General features: G+C 69.5%; 17 protein-coding genes. 6 read left to right on the top strand and 11 right to left on the bottom strand.

The window, feature by feature from the left end; translation table 11 throughout:
* Positions 1-32 precede the first annotated feature (32 nt).
* A complete protein-coding gene (locus M8R19_RS29465) occupies positions 33-452 on the top strand; it encodes a MerR family transcriptional regulator (protein ID WP_249919703.1) in 420 nt (139 codons plus the stop codon).
* A complete protein-coding gene (locus tag M8R19_RS29460; RefSeq protein WP_249919702.1) occupies positions 440-1189 on the top strand; it encodes an SDR family NAD(P)-dependent oxidoreductase in 750 nt (249 codons plus the stop codon). The genes M8R19_RS29465 and M8R19_RS29460 overlap by 13 nt, the downstream gene beginning before the upstream one ends.
* Here M8R19_RS29460 and M8R19_RS29455 read toward each other — a convergent pair.
* Together M8R19_RS29455 and M8R19_RS29450 are read right to left on the bottom strand one after the other, a co-directional pair.
* On the bottom strand, positions 1175-6301 hold the full coding sequence (locus M8R19_RS29455; protein ID WP_249919701.1) for a trifunctional serine/threonine-protein kinase/ATP-binding protein/sensor histidine kinase: 5127 nt from the start codon (positions 6299-6301) through the stop codon (positions 1175-1177). The genes M8R19_RS29460 and M8R19_RS29455 overlap by 15 nt on opposite strands.
* Before the next feature lie 22 nt (positions 6302-6323).
* Positions 6324-6998 (bottom strand): response regulator transcription factor, encoded by a 675-nt coding sequence (locus M8R19_RS29450; protein ID WP_043271974.1) that lies wholly within the window; start codon positions 6996-6998, stop codon positions 6324-6326.
* Positions 6999-7236: 238 nt separating this feature from the next.
* Here M8R19_RS29450 and M8R19_RS29445 point away from each other — a divergent pair, with 238 nt between their 5' ends.
* The 3 genes from M8R19_RS29445 to M8R19_RS29435 all read left to right on the top strand — a co-directional run bounded on the left by M8R19_RS29445 (position 7237) and on the right by M8R19_RS29435 (position 10221).
* The gene (locus M8R19_RS29445) at positions 7237-8262 is read left to right on the top strand and encodes a GlxA family transcriptional regulator (protein WP_249919700.1); all 1026 of its coding nucleotides are present in this window, start codon (positions 7237-7239) and stop codon (positions 8260-8262) included.
* A 189-nt stretch (positions 8263-8451) separates the two neighbouring features.
* Positions 8452-8820: a response regulator transcription factor gene (locus M8R19_RS29440; RefSeq protein WP_249919699.1), complete on the top strand. Its 369-nt coding sequence runs from the start codon at positions 8452-8454 to the stop codon at positions 8818-8820.
* 198 nt (positions 8821-9018) lie between these two features.
* Entirely contained in the window at positions 9019-10221 is a 1203-nt protein-coding gene (locus M8R19_RS29435) for an NAD(P)/FAD-dependent oxidoreductase (RefSeq protein WP_249919698.1), read from the top strand.
* A 711-nt stretch (positions 10222-10932) separates the two neighbouring features.
* Here M8R19_RS29435 and M8R19_RS29430 read toward each other — a convergent pair.
* The 8 genes from M8R19_RS29430 to M8R19_RS29395 form a co-directional block, all read right to left on the bottom strand.
* Positions 10933-11157: a hypothetical protein gene (locus M8R19_RS29430; RefSeq protein ID WP_074984054.1), complete on the bottom strand. Its 225-nt coding sequence runs from the start codon at positions 11155-11157 to the stop codon at positions 10933-10935.
* Positions 11158-11336: 179 nt separating this feature from the next.
* Entirely contained in the window at positions 11337-12296 is a 960-nt protein-coding gene (locus tag M8R19_RS29425) for a quinone oxidoreductase family protein (RefSeq protein ID WP_116423959.1), read from the bottom strand.
* 42 nt (positions 12297-12338) lie between these two features.
* Complete coding sequence (locus M8R19_RS29420; RefSeq protein ID WP_249919697.1) at positions 12339-13112, bottom strand: ABC transporter ATP-binding protein; 774 nt, start codon at positions 13110-13112, stop codon at positions 12339-12341.
* Positions 13113-13341: 229 nt separating this feature from the next.
* Positions 13342-14586: an MFS transporter gene (locus M8R19_RS29415; RefSeq protein WP_249919696.1), complete on the bottom strand. Its 1245-nt coding sequence runs from the start codon at positions 14584-14586 to the stop codon at positions 13342-13344.
* Between the two features lie 30 nt (positions 14587-14616).
* Positions 14617-15969, bottom strand: coding sequence for an outer membrane beta-barrel protein (locus M8R19_RS29410; protein WP_249919695.1), 1353 nt, complete (start codon positions 15967-15969; stop codon positions 14617-14619).
* A 65-nt stretch (positions 15970-16034) separates the two neighbouring features.
* Positions 16035-17666 (bottom strand): bifunctional 3-(3-hydroxy-phenyl)propionate/3-hydroxycinnamic acid hydroxylase MhpA, encoded by a 1632-nt coding sequence (gene mhpA, locus M8R19_RS29405; RefSeq protein ID WP_249919694.1) that lies wholly within the window; start codon positions 17664-17666, stop codon positions 16035-16037.
* Between the two features lie 106 nt (positions 17667-17772).
* Positions 17773-18693: a VOC family protein gene (locus M8R19_RS29400; protein WP_249919693.1), complete on the bottom strand. Its 921-nt coding sequence runs from the start codon at positions 18691-18693 to the stop codon at positions 17773-17775.
* A 75-nt stretch (positions 18694-18768) separates the two neighbouring features.
* Positions 18769-19602 (bottom strand): fumarylacetoacetate hydrolase family protein, encoded by an 834-nt coding sequence (locus M8R19_RS29395; RefSeq protein ID WP_249919692.1) that lies wholly within the window; start codon positions 19600-19602, stop codon positions 18769-18771.
* Between the two features lie 172 nt (positions 19603-19774).
* Between M8R19_RS29395 and M8R19_RS29390 the strand changes: the two genes are divergently transcribed.
* Entirely contained in the window at positions 19775-20479 is a 705-nt protein-coding gene (locus M8R19_RS29390; protein WP_249919691.1) for a GntR family transcriptional regulator, read from the top strand.
* Between the two features lie 872 nt (positions 20480-21351).
* On the opposite strand, the gene M8R19_RS29385 is transcribed toward M8R19_RS29390, so the two are convergent.
* Positions 21352-22704, bottom strand: a complete 1353-nt coding sequence (locus tag M8R19_RS29385) for an outer membrane beta-barrel protein (RefSeq protein ID WP_249919690.1) — start codon at positions 22702-22704, stop codon at positions 21352-21354.
* Positions 22705-22769 lie beyond the last annotated feature (65 nt).

Below are 22769 nucleotides of genomic sequence, written 5' to 3'. Positions count from 1 at the left end.
AAGCCCCTAGAGTTCCGCCGGTGGAGGTGAACATGCGGATTGGCGAACTGGCACTGCGTACCGGCGCGAGCACCCGCGCGCTTCGTCATTACGAGGCCCGGGCGCTGATCGCGTCGTCGCGGCTGGAAAACGGTTATCGCGACTACGCCCCGGCCATGGTGCGGCGCGTGCTCTGGATACGCGAACTGATCGAGTGCGGCTTCAGCACCCGGCAGATCCACGGCCTGTTGCAGCACCTGGAGGAGGAGGAAGACAGCGAAGGCTTCCTCGCCTGCCTGCAGCAGCACCTGGAGAAGCTCCAGGCGCTGGACGCGCTCCAGGCCCGGCTCGCCGATCGCCGCGCGCGGCTGGCGGAGAAGATCGGGCGCTACCTGCCGCTGCCCGATCCTGCATGGCAACCCCCCACGCAAACTCACTCGGCAACGACGTTGGAGGAACCATGGGAAAGCTGAATGACAAGATCGCGCTCGTGACGGGCGGCAACAGCGGTATCGGCCTGGCCACCGCGCAGCGGTTCGCCCAAGAGGGGGCGACGGTGGTCATCACCGGGCGGCGCCGCCAGGTGCTAGACGAGGCCGTCGGGCAGATCGGCGGCAACGCCCTGGGCATCTGCGCCGACGCCGGCCGGCTGGCCGATATCGACGCGCTGTACCAGCGCATCGGCCAGTTGTTCGGGCGGCTCGACGTGCTGGTCGCCAATGCCGGCGTCATCCGCCCCGCCGCGGGCGAACAGGTGAACGAGGCGCAGTTCGACGAGCAGTTCGACATCAACGTCAAGGGCGTCTTCTACAGCATCCAGAAGGCCCTGCCGCTGCTGCGCGACGGCGGCTCCATCGTGCTGGTGTCGTCCATCGCCCACCTCAAGGCCCTGGACGCCCATGTGGTGTACGCCGCCAGCAAGGCCGCCGTCCGCTCCTTCGCGCGCAGCTGGGCGGCGGAGCTCAGGCAGCGCAACATCCGCGTCAATTGCCTGAGCCCGGGCCCGGTGCTGACGCCGATCATCGGCAAGATGGGCATCGGCGACGAGCAGTTCGCCGCCTTCGAAAGGCAGGTGGCCGGCCAGATTCCCCTGGGCCGGCTCGGCCGCCCCGAGGAGCTGGCGAACGCCGCGCTGTTCCTCGCCTCGGACGACAGCAGCTTCATTACCGGCGTCGACCTGTGCGTGGACGGCGGCCTATCGCAGCTCTAGGGCCTCGCCCGGGCAACCCCGCAGGTCGAAGCGGACCAGCGCGCCGCGCGGCGGGTTGGCCAAGGCCTGCAGCTGCCCGCCATGGGCCTCGATGATCGAACGGCAGATCGACAGGCCCATGCCCAGGCCGCTGGGCTTGGTGGTGTAGAAAGGCGCGAAGACCTGCCCGGCATCCTGCGCGGCGAAGCCCGGCCCGGTGTCGCTGACGCTCACCCGCACGCCGCCTGCGCCGTCCGGCGCCGTTTCGATGTCCAGCTGGCGCACGCCGTCGTCGACCTCGCCCATGGCCTCGATGGCGTTGATGATCAGGTTGAGCAGCACCTGCTGCAGTTCCACCCGGTCGCCCTCCACCGGCGGCAGGCCGTCGGCCAGTTGCGTGCGCACCGTGGCACCGCCCTTGGCGGCCTGGCCGCGGGTGAACTCGACCATTTCCAGGATCGCCTCGTTGATGTCCAGCGCGGCCTTCTGCGACGGCGCCTTGCGCAGCAGCCCGCGGATGCGCTTGAGCACGTCCGCGGCGCGGTTGGCGTCCTTGACGATGCGTTCGAGTCCCTGCCCCACCTCGCCCAGGTCCGGCGGCTGCGCGCCCAGCCAGCGCTGCGCCGCGTAGGCGTTGGTGATGGTGGCGGCGATCGGCTGGTTGACCTCGTGGGCGATGGACGCGGTGAGCTGGCCCATGGTCGCCACGCGGTTGGCGTGGGCCAGTTCGCCCTGCACCTCGCGGTAGCGCCGCTCGCGCTCGGCGAGGTCGCGGTACAGCCGGGCGTTCTCCAGCGAGGCGGCGGCCTGCGAGGCCACCAGCTTGAGCACGGCGGTGCGCGCCGGGCTGAAGGCGCGGGCGGTCAGGTTGTTCTCCAGGTACAGGGCGCCGCTGAGCTGGCCCTGGTTCATCAGCGGCAGGCAGAGGATGGAGCGCGCCTGGCGGTTGCGTACGTAGGGCGAGCTGGCGTATGCCGCCTCGGCCATGGCGTCGTCCAGCGCCAGGCTCTCGCCGGTGCGCAGCACCTGGTAGAGCAGCGCCTCCGGCAGCAGCGCCTCGCTCAGCGGCTCGTCGCGCAGTTGCAGGCGCGACGCGTCGTCGTCGACCGTCACCTGCGCCACGATGCGTGGCCCCTCGGCGCCCTGGAGCACCAGCACGCCGCGTTCGGCGCCGGCCTGTTCGAGGGCGGTGCGCATGACGCTGTCCACCAATCGCTCCAGCACGATTTCGCCGGAAGTGGTCTGCAGCACCTTGAGCACGGTGGCCAGGTCCAGCTGCTCCACCGGTGCGGCCATGGTGGCGGTGGGTCCCGGCGCTGGCGCCTGCTCGCCGAGGAAGGGATGGCGCGCCTCCAGCTGCCGCAGCTTGCCCTCGGCGCCCCAGCGCAGGTAGCAGGCATGCGCGCCCTGCAGGTAGACGCGGGCCACCCTGTCGAGCCCGCGCGCGGCGTAGCAGGCGGCCGCCAGTTCGTTGGCCAGCGCCTCCACCTGGAGGAAGCCGTCGTCCTGCGCGGCACGGATGGCCTGTTCGTAGTGCAGCTCGGCGTCGGCCACGCGGCCCTGCAGGCGGGCGAGTTCGGCCTCCAGCAGCAGGACGTGGCAGCTGAAGTTCGCCGGGCAGAGGTCGGCCCATACCCGCAACTCGTCCCGGTGCGCGGCTATCGCGTCCAGGTGGTTGTCGTCCGGCGTAGCGGCATCGCACAGCGCAGCGTGGGCAAGCGCGTCGAAGAAGCAGTATTCGCCCTCCTCGATGAACGCATGGGAGGTCCACAATAGCGGCTGCGCCTGGGCCGAGGCCTCCAGCGCCGCCGCGTACTCGCCGGCGAAGTAGCGCGCCTGCAGCTTGCGGACCCAGTACCAGCAGCTGTACACCCGCGAGGCGCCGGCCAGGCGCGCCTCGATCTCCACCTCGCGGAAGCCGCCCTGGTCGAGGTGGCCGAAGCGCGGGGCCAGGCCGCGCAGGGTGCGGATCAGCGCGAGCTGGTTGTCGAGGAAGTCGATCACCAGGCCGAAGCCGACCTTGCCGGCGTAGGCCAGGCCGCGCTCCGCCTCGGCCTGCAGCTCGGGCAGCGGCTCGCCGCTGAACAGCAGGTTGGACACCAGGCTGTTGCAGGCGAAGGCGCCGAACGGCAGGTCGCCGGTGCGGTTGGCGCTGTCGAAGACGCGGCGCAGCTGCTCCTCGCAGGCGCGCACCGGCTGCACCCAGCGCTGGGCGAACAGCGAGAACGACAGGTAGGTGCGCGCCTCGTAGCGTTCCAGGCGGCGGCGTTCGACGAGTTCGCAGCCGAGCCGGCCGAAGTGGAAGCCGGCCTGGTAGTCGCCGAAGCGCCGCCCGGCGACCCGCGGGATGTTCGCGTAGGCCACGCAGGAGGCGTCGCCGTTGCCGTGTTCCAGGCTCAGGTTGATGGCCTTGCAGATGGTCAGGCAGGCCAGGTTGCCGTCGGTGTGCAGGGCCGGCGAGAACAGCGTGGTCAGCGCCTCGATGGTGGCCAGGGCGAGCGGCTCGCGCATCGGCGGCAGGTCGATGAGCGTGTCGATGGGCCGCGCGCCGAGCTGGGCGCGGATGCGCTCGTACTCGGCCTGCACCGTGGCGTCGTCCGGGTGGGCCGGCCAGTCGATGCCCACGTGGCGGAGGAAGTCCAGGCAGACCGCCACGGCGTCGTCGCGGCGGTCGAGGATCAGGTAGACGTCCACCTGCAGGCAGGCCACCCAGGCGCGCTGCACGGTCGTCGCGGCGCGCCCGGAGAGCATCCGCAGGCGCTGCTCGGCCTGGGCCACCTGGCCGGTGGCGAACTCGCATTCGGCGCGGCCGGACTCCAGGGCGAACAGCAGTTCGTGGCGGCCCTGCCAGCTCGCCTCGTCCAGCAGCTCCACGCCGCGGGCGAAATAGGCCAGCGCCGAGGCATAGGCGGTCGAGGCCTTGGCCCGCTGCCCGGCGAGCAGGTTGAACCCGGCCAGGCGCTCGCGCTCGTCCGGCTCGGCGATCAGCGCGGCGCCGCGGTTGAGCTGGCCGACGATCTCGAAGATCGCCTCTTCGCGCGCCTGCGGCGGCGTCTGCTCGGCCAGCAGGCGGCCGATCCGCAGGTGCGCCGCGGCGCGCTCGGCCTGGGGAATCAACAGGTAGGCCGCTTCGTGGATACGGTCGTGGGCGAAGGCGTAGGCGCCCTCCCCGCGCTCCACCAGCTCCTGGCGGATGGCGTCCCACAGGGCCCGCTGCAACTGGCTGCGCGATAGCGCCAGCACGCTGCCCAGGGTCGCGGCCTCGGCGCGGTTGCCCAGGCAGGCCAGCTGCTGCAGCACCTCCTGGGTCTGTGCCGGCAGCCGCGCCAGCTTGTCGAGCATCAGGTCGACGACGTTGTCGGTGTAGCCCATCGCCTGGATGCGCCCGAGGTCCCAGCGCCACTGCCGCGCCGGCGCCTCGAAGGCCAGCAGGCCCTCCTCGGCCAGGGCCTGGAGGAACTGGATGACGAAGAACGGGTTGCCGGCGGTCTTGTCGTGCACCAGTTGCGCCAGCGGGCGGATGTGCGCCGGCGCGCCGTGCAGGGCCTCGGCGATCAGCTGTTCGACATGGCCGCGGCCCAGCGGCGCCAGGCGGATTTCGTCGATGCGCACCTGCGCCTTGCCGACCTTGCGCAGCGTGGTGCGCAGGGGGTGGGCGTCGTCCACCTCGTTGCTGCGGTAGGCGCCGAGCAGCATCAGGTGGCGCAGGTCGTCGCTGGTCAGCAGGTCTTCCAGCAGGTCGAGGGTGGCCGCGTCCAGCCATTGCAGGTCGTCGAGGAACAGCGCCAGCGGGTGTTCCGGCCGGGCGAACACGCCGATGAAGCGCTTGAGCGCCAGCAGGAAGCGGCGCTGCGCCTGCTGCGGTTCGAGCGCCGGCAGCGGTGGCTGCTCGCCGATGATCAGCTTCAGCTCCGGGATCAGCTCGGTCATCACCCGCGCATTGGCGCCCAGCGCCTGCTGCAGGGCCTGGCGCCAGCGCGCCAGCTCGCGGTCGTTCTTGCCCAGGAGCATGCGCACCAGGCCCTGGAAGGCCTGCACCAGGGTGGAGTACGGGATGTTGCGCTTGTACTGGTCGAACTTGCCGGAGGCGAACAGCCCGCGCGGCGGCACCAGCAGCTTGTGCAGCTCGTTGACCACCGAGGACTTGCCGATGCCGGAGTAGCCGGACACCAGCACCAGCCCCGGCGCGTCGCCCGCGACTATGCGTTCGAAGGCGGCCACCAGGGTGCCGACCTCGCGTTCGCGGCCGTAGAGCTTCTCGGGGATCAGCAGGCGCTCCGGCACGCTGTGCCCGTCCAGCGGGAAGTCGTCGATGCGCCCGTGGCGCTGCCAGCTCGCCAGGCAGCGGCGCAGGTCGTGCTCCAGCCCGGCGGCGCTCTGGTAGCGCTCCTCGGCGGTCTTGGCCAGCAGCTTCATGACCAGCTGCGACAGCGGCGCGGGGATGCTAGCCACCCGCGCCGTGGGCGGCACCGCCTGGCGCGCGATGTGGCAGTGCACCCACTCCATGGCCTCGCTGGCGGCGAACGGCAGGTCGCCGGTGAGCATCTGGTAGAGGGTGATGCCCAGGGCGTAGAGGTCGCTGCGCGAGTCGATCGAGCGGTTCATCCGCCCGGTCTGCTCGGGCGCCATGTAGGCCAGGGTGCCGGCGATGGTTTCCGGCGGCTCGGGCGCCTGGCGTTCACGCGGCAGCCAGGAGGCCAGGCCGAAACCTGTGAGGCGCACGCGGCCGTCGGTGCAGTCGACCAGGATGTGCGGCGGCTTCAGGTCCTTGTGCACCAGGCCGCGCTGGTGCAGGCGGCCCAGGGCCGCGCTGATGCCCACGGCCAGTTGCAGGAAGCGGCCGGTCTCCATGGGCGCGCCCAGTTGCGCGGACAGCGGCTCGCCGCCGGGGTCTTCCAGCACCAGCAGGCTGCGCCCGCCCTCGCGCAGCAGCTCCAGCGGGCGTACCGCCCAGGCGCCGTCCAGTTCGTCCTTCAGGCCGAACTCGTGGGCCAGGCGCTCGACGCTGGCGGGCTGCGGCGGCTCGCCGGCCGGGCGCGCGAGCAGCACGCCGAGCCCATCCTGGCGCGGATGCCGCCCACGGCTGAATACCCGCTCGCCGTCGTCCCAGAGGACCTGTCGTCTGTCGCTCATCCCCGCTCCACGCCGCGCCCGCTCAGGGGGCCCGGCGCGTCTGCGGCGCGATGCCCAGGGCCTCGGACTTGCGCACCAGGTCCGCCACCGAGCGCGCCGCCAGCTTGCGCATCAGCTGCCCGCGGTGGACCTTCACCGTCACCTCGCTGAGGTTAAGCTCGGCGGCGATCTGCTTGTTCATCAGCCCGGCCACCACGTAGCCCATCACCTCCCGCTCGCGGGGGGTGAGCGCGGCGTAGGCCTCGCGCAGCCCGGCGCTGGAGCGCTCGGCGGCGAGGCGCTCGGCGTCCTTGGCCAGGGCGTTGGCCACGGCGTCGAGCATGTCCTGGTCGCGGAACGGCTTGGCGAGGAAGTCGACCGCCCCGGCCTTCATGGCCTTGACGGTCATGGCGATGTCGCCGTGACCGGTCATGAACACGATGGGCATGCGCAGGCCGTGCTTCTCCACCTGCTCCTGGAAGGCCAGGCCGCTCTCGCCGCGCAGGCGCACGTCGAGCACCAGGCAGCTGGGGGCGTCGTCGCGGGGGAAGGCGAGGAAGTCCGCGGGGGACTCGAAGGTCTCCACGCGCAGGCCGATGGAGCGCAGCAGCCCGGACAGCGCCAGGCGCATCGACTCGTCGTCGTCGACCACGTAGACCACCGGCTCCCTGGGCTTGGCGCTGCCCGGCTGCGCCCCCGATTGCGACCACGAATTCATCCGGCTTGCTCTCCTGCGACCGACGCCGCGCATGGCATACGACTGAAAAAACTAGTCCACCACGGCGTCCCCGACAACGCGGCGGGACGCCCGGCATCCGGACGAAGTTAGCGCGCCGCCGCGCCCACTCGCCAGGACAGAAATCCCAGGTTATCGGCCAGCGCCGGCGCCGGGCTTGCCAAGCGCCGCCACAGGCGGTATCTCGCTGCTGGTTGGAATAGGCATGGCAGCGTTGGCAATGAACATCACCCCAATCGACAACCCCCAGAATGCGTTGCCCGGCAACGGCCCGCGCGAGGTGCTGTTCGTGGCCTACCCGGACATGGGCCTGCTCGACCTCAGCGGCGCCCAGACGGTGTTCTGGGCCGCCTCCAAGGCGCTGGCCGAACGCGGCCTGCCCGGCTACCGCCTGCACACCGCGAGCCTGGCCGGCGGCCTGGTGCGCACCGTGGAAGGCCTGGCGGTGGACAGTACGTGCCTGCCGCCGCCGCACGCCGTGGCAGCCGATACCCTGGTGGTGCCCGGCGCCCCGGACATCTGCCACACGCTGGACAGCCATACCGAGCTGGCAGCCTGGATCAGCGCCGCCGCGCCACACATCCGGCGTGTCGCCTCGGTGTGCAGCGGCGCCTTCCTGCTGGCCCGCGCCGGCCTGCTCGACGGCCGCCGCGCCGCCACCCACTGGGCCCTGTGCGACGCCCTGCGCCAGCGCTTCCCGGCAGTGGAAGTGGATGCCGACGCGATCTTCATCCAGCAGGGCGAAACCTGGACCTCGGCGGGCGTGAGCGCCGGCATCGACCTGGCCCTGGCGCTGGTGGAAGCCGACTGCGGCCGCGAGGTGGCCATGGCCGTGGCCCGCGAGCTGGTGGTGTACCTCAAGCGCCCCGGCGGCCAGGCGCAGTACAGCACCCTGCTGCAGTCCCAGGCCGCCGACAGCCCGCTGTTCGACGAACTGCACCTGTGGCTGGCCGAGCACCTGGGCGAGCGCAGCCTCACGGTGGAGCAGCTGGCCGAGCGCGTGCGGATGAGCCCGCGCAACTTCTCGCGGGTCTACAAGCAGCGCACCGGCCGCACCCCGGCCCGGGCCATCGAGCTGTTCCGCCTGGAGGCCGCCCGGCGCCTGCTGGAACACTCGACGCAGAGCATCGAGCAGATCGCCCGGCAATGCGGCTTCGGCAACGAGGAGCGGATGCGCGTCACCTTCCAGCGCCACCTGTCGATCGCCCCGCGCGACTATCGCAGCCGCTTTACCCGCGAGGCCTGAGCACTACATTCGTATCCATGAACTTGCCCTTCATTGATCAAGGAAGTTGCCAAGTTGCGGAAAGTGCCTCGACGGAAGTTTGCAAGAACCCATACCCAGGTCTCGCCCGACTATACCCAGGTATACTTCTTCGCCTTGTTCGCTGGCGTATCTTGAAGTCTCGACAGATACCGCCACGAGCAATTCCCGATGACCCAGGAACCCCCGAGTCGCCAGACGGCTGTGATTGCCGTGGTCGACGACGATGACTCCGTGCGCGCGGCGCTGGAGAGCCTGCTGCGCGCCAGCGGCTACCGCGTGCGCAGTCATTCCAGCGCCCTGGACTTCCTCACCGGAGAGCCCGGCGAGGCGCAGTGCCTGGTGTCCGACGTGCAGATGCCCGGCATGAGCGGCCTACAGCTGCATGAGAGACTCATCGCCATGGGCCTGCGCATTCCCGTCATCTTCATCACCGCCTACCCCGAGGCGGTTCCCGCCCCGCTCGCCTGCCTGCCCAAGCCGTTCGACGCCGAGCGCCTGCTCGCGTACATCGAAACCGCCCTGCGCCAGCCGCGCTGAAACTTCCCCGGCAAGTTCTGTCGATACCCAGGTATATATCCGCCAGACCAACGCACTATTCCGCGAACCCCATGTAGAAGTGTGCGGCGCAAGTTCCCCGAATAGCATGAATTCCACAGCGGACGACTCGACAGTCACGCCGGGCTTGGAGCCGAAACTTCAAGGTCATTCATCACTACGTATATTCGGGAGCAAATCATGAAACAGCAGATTCTGGTGGTGGGCGCAGGCTTCGGTGGGCTCTGGAGCGCCTTGAGCGCGGCACGCCTGCTGGACCGACACGAGCGTCACGACGTGCAGATCAGCCTCCTCGCGCCCCAGGCGGAGCTGCGCATCCGCCCGCGCTTCTACGAACCCGACGTGGGCCGCATGTTCGCCCCGCTGGACGCGCTGTTCGACACGGTGGGCATCCGCTTCGTCCAGGGCAGCGCCGAGCGCATCGACGAGCAGGCACAGAGCGTCGGCTACCGCGACGCCGCCGGCCGCCAGGGCGAGCTGGGCTACGACCGCCTGGTGCTGGCCACCGGCAGCCAGCTCGCCCGGCCGCCGGTGCCGGGCCTGGACAGCCACGCCTTCGACGTCGACCAGATCGAGTCCGCGGCGCGCCTGGAAGCGCACCTCAAGGCCCTGCGCAACCGCCCCGCCAGCCCGGCGCGCAACACCGTGGTGGTGGTCGGCGGCGGCTTCACCGGCATCGAGACCGCCACCGAAATGCCGGCGCGCCTGCGCGAGGCGCTGGGCGCGGAGCAGGACATCCGCGTGATCGTCGTCGACCGCGGCGCGCAGGTGGCCGCTGCCCTGGGCGAAGGCATCCGCCCGTCGATCATCGAGGCCTCCACAAAGCTGGGCATCGAATGGGTGCCCGACGCCAGCGTCGCCGCAGTGGACGCCGACGGCGTGAGCCTGGCCGGCGGCCGCCGCATCGACAGCCACACGGTCATCTGGACAGGCGGCCTGCGCGCCAGCCCGCTGACCGGGCAACTGAGCGGCGAACGCGACGCCCTGGGCCGCCTGCACGTGGACGGCAACCTCAAGGTGCGCGGCCAGGCCAAGGTATTCGCCGCTGGCGACGTGGCCTATGCCGCCACCGACGACCTCGGCAACCACGCGGTGATGTCCTGCCAGCACGCGATCTCCCTGGGCCGCCACGCCGGCAACAACGCCGCCGCCGACCTGCTGGGCGTGCCGCCCACCCCCTACCGCCAGCCCAAGTACGTGACCTGCCTGGACCTGGGCGCCTGGGGCGCGGTGTACACCGAGGGCTGGGACCGCCAGGTCAAACTGCTGGGCGAGCAGGCCAAGGAGCTGAAGACGCAGATCAACACCCTGTGGATCTACCCGCCGGCAGCCGACCGCAGCATCGCCCTGGCGGCGGCCGATCCGCTTATCCCGGTGGCCTGAAGAGCCCCCTCTCCCGCAAGCGGGAGAGGGGGCTGTTCGGAGTGGGTGGGGAGTTCGGAGTCAAACTGATACACCTAGCGAACGCGGGAACGTGGGGCGGATAACCGTTCGCGGTTATCCGCCGTTGGCCGTGCCACCGGAGCGTTCGGCGGGGCCGGTGAATCCAATCGCGGACAAAGTCCGCTCCTACGCCCGTGCTTCCTGGAACCGTAGGAGCGCCCCTCTCCCCAACCCTCTCCCGCAAGCGGGAGAGGGGGCTGTTCGGAGTGGGTGGGGAGTTTGGAGTCAAACTGATACACCTAGCGAACGCGGGGCGGATAACCGTTCGCGGTTATCCGCCGTTGGCCGTGCCACCGGAGCGTTCGGCGGTGCCGGTGAATCCAATCGCGGACAAAGTCCGCTCCTACGCCCGTGCTTCCTGGAACCGTAGGAGCGGACTCCGTCCGCGATGGGTTTGGCTGGACGGGTGTGGAGTCAGGGAGCTTCGTGATTGCACTTCACGCCGAACGGTCCCCTCTCCCGCAAGCGGGAGAGGGGCCGTTCGGAGTGGGCGGGGAGTTCGGAGTCATCCTGAAATGCCAGAACTCCCCCTCGTCATTCCCGCGAACGCGGGAATCCAGGGTTCGCGAGCAAGCTCGCTCCTACGAAAAGCACATTGACGTAACCGGGGAGTCCGGCGTAGCCGGCAAGTCCGCGAGAAGAACCACCCCCTCACCCCTGCGCACTCGGCACCTCATCCTCACTGATGCAATGCTCTATCTCGGTCACCTTGCGCAACGCCTGATCCGCACAGGGATAAGCCCCGAAAATACGCCCCTGGTAGAACACCACCCAGACGAACCCCAAGGGCTCCCCGCCCGCCAGCCCACGGGCCAGCGCCTGGAACCCGGGAGGCAGGTCGTCGATATGCATCTGTGCCATACCGCGCAGGATCATGGCCGCTCACCTCTGGCTCGGAAGGCAGCATTCTCGATGCCCGCGGGCCTGCGGGCAATACGACGGAAGTTTGCCGGGCAACGCCTCGTGGCACCCGCTGGAAGTCCGGCACAGGGCGGCGCGCTGCCCTGTGCGGGCCATTGACCCTGGCATCGTTGCGCCTCCTCAGCCGTATCGGCTCACAGGGTGAAGACGATGCGCTCGGCGGCGCTGCGCTGCCAGGCCGACTCGACCTCGCTCAGCGGCACCGCCTCGGCGTCCACCTTCAGCCCGGCCGGCTCGATGGCCCGCAGCAGTTGGCCGATCACCCGCACCAGGCCTTCGTTGGACACGCTGCCCAGGCCGCTGCCGAGCAGCTCCAGGCCGGAGCTGCGCAGCGCGCCGGCGTTCAGCGGCAGGCTCGCCCCGGCGAGCGAGCCGATGTTGACGAAGCGCAGGCGCGGCGAGGCCTCGCCGCTGCCGTGGCTGGCCGCGGCGTCGAGGATGCAGGCCGCCGGCGGGCCCCACAGGTAGTCCAGCACCACGTCGATGCCGCGGCCCTGGATTTCCTCGCGCAGCTCGGCGGTCAGTTGCTCGGCCGGCTGGTCCAGGCGGATGAAGTGGTCCGCGCCCAGGGCGCGCAGCTCCGCCTCCACCGCCGGGTTGCGCGCGGTGGCGATCACCCGCGAGGCGCCCAGGTGCCTGGCCACCTGGATGGCCAGGCGCCCGGAGGTGCCGGCGGCGCCGTTGACCAGCACGCTTTCGCCGGGCTTGAAGTGCGCGCGTTCCTGCAGCGCCGCCCAGGACGACATGCCGGGGTTGGCGATGGCCGCGGCGGTGATGTCGTCGATGCCGTCGGGCACCGCCACGCAATAGCGCGCGTCCACCGCCACGGTCTCGGCCATGGCGCCGTGGGGCGCGCGGGGGAAGGCGAAGTACACGCGGGTGCCGTCTTCCAGCAGGCCCACGCCGTCGACGCCGGGCACCGCCGGCAGGCTCCGGGGGCTGCTGTAGTGCTTGCCGCTGGCCTGGGCGCGCACCAGCTGGCTGAGCGCGGCGGCGCGCACGCGCACCAGCACCTCGCCGGCGGCGGCTGGCTGCGCCTCGAACTCGCCGTAGCGCGGCGGCTGGTCGAAGGCATGGACGATGGCGGCTTTCATGGGGTTCTACTCCGGTGGCTCAGAGGAATCGGGATGCCGGCTTCAGGCGTGCCAGCAGCGGTACCAGCCGTCCTGCTCGTCGATGCGCAGCTCGGTCTGGTAGAGGTCGGACAGCCGGGCGCTGGTCAGCACCTCGGCCTTGGGCCCGTCGGCGACGACGCGACCCCTGTCCAGCAGCACCACGCGCTCGATCTCGGGGATGACCTCGTCGATGTGGTGGGTGGTGATGATCATGGCGTGCGCCTCGCCGCAGAAGCGCCGCAGCAGCTTGAGCATGCCCAGGCTGGCGCCCATGTCCAGGCCGTTGGCCGGCTCGTCGAGGATCAGCGCGCGCGGCCGGTGGACCAGCGCGCGGGCCAGCAGCAGGCGGCGCTTCTGCCCGGTGGACAGGCGCTGGAACATGGTCCGCTCGTGGCCGGCCATCTCCACCACCGCCAGCAGCGCGCGGGCCTGCTCCAGTTGCTCGTCGCTGGGCTGCAGGTGGCCGTGGGCGCCGATCGAGCCGAAGAAGCCGGAGACCACCACGTCCAGGGCCTGGGTGTAGGGCGTGTAGTCGTCCTGCAGGTCCTGGGAGATGAAGCCGATGCGGCTGCGCAGGTCCCAGAGGTTGACGGTGTCGCTGCCGAACAGCCGCAGGTGGCTGCCCTCGCGCTCCACCGGGTACAGCTCGCGGCTGATCAGCTTGAGCAGCGTGCTCTTGCCGGCGCCGTTGGGGCCGAGGATGGCGACCTTCTCGCCATCGCCGATGTGCAGGGAAAAGCCGTCGAGCACGCGGGTCTGCTGCTGGAAGGCGGTGACGTTGTGGATGTCGATCATGAAGGGTTCGTCGTCGCGAGCGGGGGAACGCCGATACTACATCAGGTGGCACCGGGCGGCGCCGGCTCGTGACCGGCGCCGCCCAGGCCCTGCGCGAGGGAAGGAACATCGGCCGGCGCGGGTAGCGCCGGCGATGGCATGCGCATCCCGCGCATGACGCGGGCGAAGCCGGGACGGTCGGCCCGGCTCCACCCTGCCGACGTCCTGTCGGCGTTGCCGGCTTGCGGCTTCAGGCCACGTCTCCGGCCTGCCCGACCGGCGCCTTGCGCCGCAGCGGCGCGGTTTCGCGCAGCAGGCTGGCGGCGGCAAGGCCGAGCACCACGCCGCCCAGGGCCAGGTAGAGGGTGTACTGGATGCCGTGGTGCTGGGCGATGTAGCCGGCCAGGGCCGGCGCCACGCCGCCGCCGAACACTTCGCCGATGCCCACCACCAGCCCGGTGGCGGTGGACACCAGGGGCAGCGGCACGGACTCGCCGGTGAGCGGGCCGACGGTCATGCAGATCATGCTGAAGTTGAAGAAGGTGGTGAGGAACAGCAGCGCGAACAGCGTCAGCGGCTCGGCCCCGGTGTGCATCAGCAGCCAGATGCAGGCGCCGGTGGCGACGAAGCTGCCCAGCACCACCGGCTTGCGCCCCAGGCGGTCGGACAGCCCCGGCAGCAGCAACTGGCCGATGAAGCCGCCCAGGCCGATGGCGGACATGACGAAGCCCATCTGCTGCACGCCAAGGTGCAGGTAGTCGGTGAGGTAGTTGGGCATCATCACGCTGAGCACGAACAGGCTGGTGAGCATGCAGAACATGCCGAGGATGTTCAGCGGCACGTTGCGGTAGCGCAGCGCGTCCAGCCAGCGGCCCTGTTCCTGGGGCACATCAGCGGCTGCCGGCATGCGGGTTTCGCGCAAGTTGCGGTACATGAACCAGGCGAGCAGGAAGCCGGGCAGCGACACCACCACGAACACCCAGCGCCAGGACGGCAGCACCAGCAGCAGCTGGGTGGCGAGGATCGGCGCCAGGCCCAGGCCGAGGATCGGGAAGAAGGCCTGCTGGATGCCGATGTTCAGCCCGCGCCGCGACGGGTGCGAGGACTCCGCGGTGGCGGCGATGGCGGTGGGCGTGAAGGCGCCCTCGGAGACGCCCATCACCGCGCGGATCAGCAGCAGCGCGGCGACGCCGTTGGCCAGCCCGGACAGCCCGGCCAGCAGGGAGAACAGCAGCACCGCGGGGATCAGCACCTTGCGCCGGCCGATGCGGTCGGACAGCCGGCCCATGAAGATCGAGGAAATCCCCCAGGCGATGGCGAGGATCGCCGAGACGTTGCCCAGGTCCTGATAGTCCAGGTGCAGCTCGCTCATCATCACCGGGAACAGCGGCAGGATGATGAAGCGGTCCAGGCCGACCAGGCCGAAGCCCAGGGCGAGCATGGCGACGGCCGTGTATTCGTAGCGCGCATTCCACTTGTTGTCGTTGTTGTGCATGGCATGGGTACTCGGGACGTTGGCGGGCGGTCAGAAGTAGAACAGCGCTTCGACCATGGTGGAGAGTTGCGAGCGGTCGCGGCCGTTGCCGTAGGGGCGGTCGTGGTCGCGGGGGTCGAACCAGTCGTAGCGCAGCTCCGGGCGCAGCGAGAGGTTGCCGGTCACATCCCAGCGCAGGCCGGTGGTGAGGGCGTTGTAGTCGCCGCGGGCGGTGCTGGTGGGGAACAGGATGAAGCCGTCCGGGTCGCTGAAATGCTCGCCGCGCAGGGAGAAGGACAGGTCCGGGCGGTACTGGTAGGTGACCACCGCGTTGGCGCCCCACCAGCGGGCGCCGTCGAAGCCGGGGCCGGTGACCACGTCGACGGTGGAAGCCTTGCCGTCGCCGGCCTGGTGGCCGTAGACCAGCTCGGCGCCCATGGACCAGCGCTCGTCGAACCTGTGCCAGCCGTTGAGCGAGTGCTGCTGCTTGAGCTGGCCGCTGTTGGCGACCAGCCGCGAGGTCGGCGCCTGTACGTCGGAGAAGCTGTCGTTCTGCTCGTCGCCGACGATGAATTCGTAGTCGAGCCAGGTGTTCATGTCTGGCGCGCGCCAGCGCAGGGCGCCCATCAGCGACTTGCCGTCGTTGTTGTCGCGCAGGTTGTTCCAGCCCTGCACCACGCCCAGCTCCAGGCCGAGGATGCCGCTGTCGTCGTTGAGCAGGCGGGTGCCGACCAGCACCCCGGAGACGGTGCCCGGCTCGCTGACGAAGGCGTAGGTCTTGCTGGCGAAGGGGTTGCGCGCCTGGCGGATGTTCGGCGGAATCTCGTAGCCCAGCGCCGGGCCGAACACCCCGGCCATGAAGTTGAAGCCCGGCCCGTAGGGCACGTAGGCGGTGGCGGCGATGTTGGGGACGGCGAGGAAGCGGTCCTTGTCCTTCTGCGCCTTGGCGGCGTCGTCCTCGTTCATGTTCCAGTGCATGTCCCAGCCGAAGGTCCGGGCGAACTGGGCGTTGCGCCCGTAGTTGGCCTCGAAGGTGAAACCGAAGGCGAAGTCCTCCGGCTTGGGCCCCGGCAACGGGGTGATGCGCGGTACGAAGGTGCCCTTGAGCGCCTTGTCGACGAACAGGTGCAGGCTGCCCCACTCCAGGCCCTCGTCGGACATGCCGGTGAGCGGCAGGTTGCTCAGCCCGTCCTCGCGCTCGTCGTGGGTGGAGCGGTTGTTGCGCACGTAGGCGACGTCCAGCAGGCCGGAAACTGTAATGCCGTAGTCGCGCTCCAGGCTGTCGCCGAAGAGGCCCTTGAACAGGCTGCCCTCCCCCGGCGCCGGCGCCTCGGCGGCATGACATTCCACGAATGCCAGGGCGGCCAGGACCGCACCAAGCGTTTTCACCTTGATGTTGAGCATGCTTCTGTCTCTTGTTGTTGTTTTCAGAAAAGTGCCGCGGGGGTGATCCCCCGCGGCAGAGGGGACTAGACCTGGGCGGCGAGCGGCCGGCGCTCCTCGCGCAGCGCGCCGCCCTGGCCTGGCTGCAGCGCCAGGTCGCGGCGCAGCGCGTCGAGCAGTTGCGGCAGTTCGCTGGCGTGGCCGATGCCGCCGTAGATGTAGAAGTCCGGGCGCACCAGCACGGCTTGCAGCCCGGCGGCGTGGAGGAACTGGTGGTACTTGCCGGACAGGTCGCGGCAGGTGCCCGGCGCGCCGTCCTCGCTCAGGCGCACCGTCTTCACCTCCAGCCGTTCGAGCAACGCCTTGTGCGCCTCGCCCAGCCCGGCCAGCGGGTCGTCGCCGATGCTCAGCAGGTGGAAGCCGCGGCCGAAGGCGTCGTCGTAGCGCTGGCGGTGTTCGTCGCGCTCGATCTCGCCGTGCACGCCCAGGCAGCCGGCCGGGCCCAGGGCGCGGCCGTTGCGTTCGTCCTTGTGCACCACGCCGTCGACCAGGCCGGGGAACGGCGGCAGCGGCGGCACTTCGCCTGCGAGGAAGGCGGCGTCGCGCTCGGCGGCCTGCTGCGGGTCGGCCACGCAGACCACCTTGCCCATTTCCACCGAGGCGTCGATCACCGCGCGGATCTGCGGCTTGCGCTCCAGGGTGTAGCTGTCCAGCAGCTTGTCGGAGCAGATGCCGCGCAAGACCAGGTCCAGGCGCCAGGACAGGTTCCAGGCGTCGCGGATGCCCGAGCACATGCCCTGGCCCATGAACGGCGGCATCAGGTGCGCGGCGTCGCCGGCCAGCAGCACGCGGCCGTGGCGCCAGGTCTGGGCGATGCGCGAGCGGAACTGGTACACCGCATGGCGCACCAGGCTGGCGGTGTCCGGGGTGACCCAGGGCGCCAGCAGTTCCCAGACCTTGTCGGTGCTCTGCAGGTCCTCGATGCTCTCGTGGGGCAGGCGCATGAATTCCCAGCGGCGGTAGCCGGGGCCGCCGGGGACCATGGTGGTCGGCCGCGCCGGGTTGCACCACTGGCCGATGTCCGGCACGTCCAGCTCGACGCCGGGGTTGGGCTGCAGGTCGACCACCAGCCAGTCTTCCTGGAAGCCCAGGTCCTGCCAGTCGATGCCGCACTCGCGGCGCACCGCGCTGTTGGCGCCGTCGGCGCCGATCACGTAGCGGGCGCGCACGGTGCGCTGCTCGGTGGCCTGCGCCGAGTCGCCACGCTGGGTGCGTTGCATGCGCAGCTCGCAACCCTGTCCGTCCTGGCTCAGCCCCAGCACTTCCCAGCCCTGGTGGACCTCGACGTTGGCGATGGCCTTGGCCCGGCGGTCGAGGATGGCCTCCAGGCCCGGCTGGTTGAACAGGTAGCCGAAGGGGCCGTCGCTGATCGACTCGGCGGACCAGTCGATTTCCACCAGCACCTTCCAGTCGGCGTTGAACCACTGGTAGCAGGCCGAGGGCTGGGAAATCTCTTGCAGCTCCTCTTCCAGGCCCATCATGCGGAATACGCGGCGGATCTCGTGGTCGTGGAACACCGCGCGCGGCAGCGGGTAGAGGGACTGCCAGCGCTCGTACACGGCGACGCTGTAGCCCATCTTGCCGAGGAGGATGGCGAGGGTCTGGCCGACCGGGCCGTAGCCGACGATGGCCACGTCATGGATCTTGTTTTCGTTCATCTGTGCTGACCTGAAACCGGGTGGGTTTTGGGCAAGCCGCTCCCCGCCTCCCTGCGCGGCAGGAAAGTGTTCGGGACCAGGAAGCGGCCTGCGTCGCTGGGGGGCGCTAGCTTTTGGCCGGCGCGCTGTCCGTCTCGGTGTTGAGGACGAAGTACTCGGGGACGCTGGGGCCCCAGAGGTACAGCGAGTTCTCGGGCGGGAAGTCGCCGGCCGGCCACTGGCTGCCAGCGTCGATGAAGTCCATGTCCGCCGAGTACTCGCAGAACGAGCCCCAGGGGTCGCGGACGTAGTGGAAGTAGTTGGAGCCCAGGCAGTGCCGCCCGGTGCCCCAGCCCTCGCGATAGCCGGCGCTGGCCATCTGCTCGGCGCCGTTGCCGACCTCGTCGACGCCGTCGACTTCCCAGGCGGCGTGGTGGAAGCCCTTGGCGCCGCTCTTGCAGAAGGCCACCAGGTGGTGGTCGCAGCCGTGCGGGGCGTGGGTGAAGGCGATGATGTCCTGGGAATGGTCGGACAGGCGCAGGCCCAGGGCCCGCTCGTAGAAGGTGACGGCCTGGGGCACGTCGGGGCTGAACAGCAGCACGTGGGACAGCCGCCGCGGGCGTACCCGGGCCACTTCGTCGCGGGTGCCGACGCCACGCACGGCGGGCTGCGCCGGCGCCGCGGCGCGCTTGCTGTCGGGCATGTGCTTGGCGCCGACCTTCACCTGCAGCAGGTTGCCGTCGGGATCGCGGAACCAGAAGCCCTCGCCGTCGCCGGCCTCGAAGCGCGCGCCGGCGACCTCGGCCTGCTGGCGCAGGGCGTCGTAGTCCTCGGCGAAGCAGTTGAAGCTCAGGTAGGCCAGGCTCTTGCGCGGGCCCTGCAGCATCCGCGCCCAGCGGTGGCCGTCGGCGGCCCGCAGTTCCAGGGCGTCCGCGGTTTCGCCGACTTCCAGGCCGAAGCTGGCGAAGAAGGTCCGCGCCTCGGCCAGCGAGGGCACGAACAGTGCGTAATGATCGATCGAATGCACACTGCGGGGAGTGACAGTCATGATCGCCTCCGTTTGTTGTTCTTGTCGTCGAAGCCTCGGAGCGGGAGGCTTCGATCTGGCCGGGAATGCCCGGGGTCAGGCTTCGTCCAGCACCGGGTTGACCAGGGTGCCGATGCCTTCGATGGACACTTCCACCACGTCGCCGGCCTTCAGGTAGACCTTCGGGTCCATGCCGAAGCCGACGCCGGCCGGGGTGCCGCTGACGATCACGTCGCCCGCTTCGAGGGTCACCGCCTCGCTGAGGGTGGAGATGATGGTGGCCACGTCGAACAGCATGTCCTCGGTGTTGGCCGATTGCACCACCTTGCCGTTGACGCGGGTCTGCAGCAGCAGGCCCTTGCCGCCGGCCGGCAGTTCGTCGGCGGTCACCAGGTCCGGGCCGAAGGCGCCGGTGTCGTCGAAGTTCTTGCCCACGGTCCACTGCGGCGACTTGAACTGGTACTCGCGCACCGAGCCCTCGTTGAACAGCGCGTAGCCGGCGACGTGCTGCAGCGCCTGCTCCTTGGCGATGTGCCGGCCGCCGCTCTTGAGCACCACGGCCATCTCGCCCTCGTAGTCCAGGGTGTCGGAGACGCGCGGGCGCACCAGCGGCTGGTTGTGGGCGATCAGGCTGCTGTTGAAGCGCGGGAACAGCGTCGGGTAGTCCGGCTGGGCGTAGGGCGATTCCTTGGTGTGGTCGGCGTAGTTCAGGCCGACGCAGACGATCTTGCCGGGCTTCTTCATCAGCGGCAGGTAGTCCTGCTCGCCGATCTCCACCAGCGGCCCCTGCGCCTCGGCGCCGTAGGTGGCCAGGTCCACGCCGCGCTCCAGCAGCGATTCCAGCGATTCCTCGCCGAGAACCCGGACGCCTTCGGCAGTACGCACGCCCAGTACCGGGCGGCCTTGGTGAGTGAAGCGAACGTAGCGCATGGAGCTGACCTCTTGTTGTGGTTCGTGACGACCGCCAGGCAGTGCGGTATGGGCCCTAAGCTAATCCGAGGAAAATATGCCGTCAACGATAAAATATATTTTTTCAGAATTATCGATAAAAGGCCGCCGTGTGTATCATCTGCCTCATCCGTCATCACCCATGGTAAAGCCCATGAACCGAGCCGAACGCTGGGCGCAGCAGCCCGAAGTCTCGGAGAAGCGCACCATGGCCTCGCAACTGGAGGCCCGGGTCCGCGAAGACATCATCAACGGCCGCCTGGCGCCGGGCAGCCGCCTGCGCCTGAAGGAGCTGGCCGAGCACTACGACGCCGGCGTCATCCCCCTGCGCGAGGCGCTGTCGCGCCTGGCCGCCAGCGGCTTCGTCAGCGCCGAGGACCAGAAGGGCTTCAGCGTCGGGCGCATCTCCGCGGAGGAAATCCGCGACATCACCCACACCCGCCTGCTCATCGAATGCCAGGCCCTGGCCGAATCCATCCGCAACGGCGACCTGGAGTGGGAAAGCCGGCTGATCGCCGCCCACCACCGCCTGGACCGCCTGCCCATCGTCGAAGGCCCGGAACGGCTGCTGAAGCCGGAATGGGAGAACGCCCACGTGGCCTTCCACGAGGCGCTGATCGCCAACTGCCGCTCATCCTGGCTGCTGCGCCTGTCGCACATGCTGCGCGACCAGACCGCGCGCTACCGCATGCTCTCGGTGCACTACAACGACGGCGCCGAGCGCGACGTCCCCGGCGAGCACCGCGAACTGCTCGACGCCGCCCTGGCGCGCGACGTCGACAAGGCCTGCGCGCTGCTGGCCCGGCACTACGAGACCACTACCCGCAGCGTGCTGGCTCATGAGGCGTTGAAGGGTTGAGCCCGGGCCCCGCACCTACATCCCCCGCCAAGCATGGCTTTTCGTAGGATGGCGTTGAGCGAAGCGATACCCATCACCACGGCAGCATGGGTTTCGCAGGCTCAACTACGGGGCGTTGTGTTTGCCGGAGGGCGTAGGAGCGGACTCCGTCCGCGATGTGCATCGGTTCGGACCGGGGCGAATCGCGGATAAATCCGCTCCTACAAGGTGCAGGGGAAACCGTCCCGTAGGATGGGTTGAGCGAAGCGATACCCATCACCACGGCAGCATGGGTTTCGCAGGCTCAACTACGGGGCGTTGTGTTTGCCGGAGGGCGTAGGAGCGGACTCCGTCCGCGATGTGCATCGGTTCGGACCAGGGCGAATCGCGGATAAATCCGCTCCTACAAGGTGCAAGGGAAACCGTCCCGTAGGATGGGTTGAGCGAAGCGATACCCATCGCCACGGCCGCATGGGTTTCGCAGGCTCAACTACGGGGCATTGTGTTTGCCGGAGGGCGTAGGAGCGGACTCCGTCCGCGATGTGCATCGGTTCGGACCGGGGCGAATCGCGGATAAATCCGCTCCTACAAGGTGCAGGGGAAACCGTCCCGTAGGATGGGTTGAGCGAAGCGATACCCATCACCACGGCAGCATGGGTTTCGCAGGCTCAACTACGGGGCGTTGTGTTTGCCGGAGGGCGTAGGAGCGGACTCCGTCCGCGATGTGCATCGGTTCGGACCGGGGCGAATCGCGGATAAATCCGCTCCTACACAAGGTGCAGGGGAAACCGTCCCGTAGGATGGGTTGAGCCTGCGATACCCATCGCCATGACCGCATGGGTTTCGCAGGCTCAACCCATCCTACGAAAAGCACTTCGAGACAACGGAACGCGTCAGAAGTAATACAGCGCTTCGACCATCGTCCCCAGCCGCGTGCGATCACGGCCGTTGCCGTAGGGGCGGTCGTGGTCCCGCGCGTCGAACCAGTCGTAGCGCAGCTCCGGGCGCAGCACCAGGCTCCTGGTCAGGTCCCAGCGCAGGCCGGTGGTGAGCGCGTTGTAGTTGCCGCGGGCGGTGCTGGTGGGGAACAGCGCGTAGCCGTCCGGGTCCTCGAAGTGCTCGCCACGCACGGACAGCGACACCCGCGGGTGGAACTGCCAGGTGACCACGGCGTTGGCGCCCCACCAATGCGCGCCGTCGAAGCCGGGGCCGGTGACCACGTCGACGGTGCTGGCCTTGCCGTCGCCGGCCTGGTGGCCATAGACCAGTTCGGCGCCCATGGACCATTGGTCGTTGAACTTGTGCCAGCCGTTGAGCGAGTGCTGCTGCTTGAGCTGGCCGCTGTCGGCGATCACCCGCGAGGGCGGCGCCTGGACGTCGGAATAGCCGTCGTTCTGTTCGTCGCCGACGAGGAATTCGTAGTCCACCCAGGTGTTCATGTCCGCCGTGCGCCAGCGCAACGCGCCCATCAGCGACTTGCTGTCGTTGTTGTCGCGCAGGTTGTTCCAGCCCTGCACCACGCCCAGTTCCAGGCCGAGGATGCCGGAAGCGTCGTTCATCAGCCGCACGCTGCCGAGCACGCCGGCCACGGTGCCCGGTTCGCTGACGAAGGCGTAGGTCTTGCTGGCGAAGGGGTTGCGGGCGAAGCGCACGTTGGGCGGGATCTCGTAGCCCTGGGCCGGGCCGAACACCCCGGCCATCAGGCTGATGCCGGGGCCGTAGGGCAGGTAGGCGGTGGCGGCGAAGTTGGGCAGCGCCAGGAACAGGTCCTCGTCCTTCTGCGCCTTGGCGGCGTCCTTCTGGTTCAGGTGCAGGCCCATGTCCCAGCCGTAGGTGCGGGCGAACTGGGCGTTGCGCCCGTAGTTGGCCTCGAAGGTGAAACCGAAGGAGAAGGCCTCGGGCCTGGGCCCGGGCAAGGGGGTGATGCGCGGGACGAAGGTGCCCTGCAGGGCCTTGTCGACGAACAGGTGCAGGCTGCCCAGTTCCAGGCCTTCGTCGGACATGCCGGTGATGGGGAAGTTGCTCAGGCCGTCGCGGCGCTCGTCGTGGGTCGAGCGGTTGTTGCGCGAGTAGCCGACGTCGAGCAGGTTGGAGACGCTGATGCCGTAGTCGCGTTGCAGGCTGTCGCCGAACAGGCTGCGGAACAGCGTGCCTTCGGCGGGTTCGTCGGCCGGCTCGGCATGGCAGTCGATTATCGCGAAGGCGGCCAGCACCGCACCCAGCGCTTTCACCCGGATGTTGTTCATGGAAGTGGACTCTTGTTGTTGTTCTGTCAGTGGGGTGAGGTCCGGCGTCCCTGCCGGCGCGGGCC

Source organism: Pseudomonas sp. R3.Fl (genome assembly GCF_023516765.1).
GTDB lineage: Bacteria > Pseudomonadota > Gammaproteobacteria > Pseudomonadales > Pseudomonadaceae > Pseudomonas > Pseudomonas citronellolis.
This window is presented reverse-complemented; position numbering and strand designations above follow the sequence as displayed.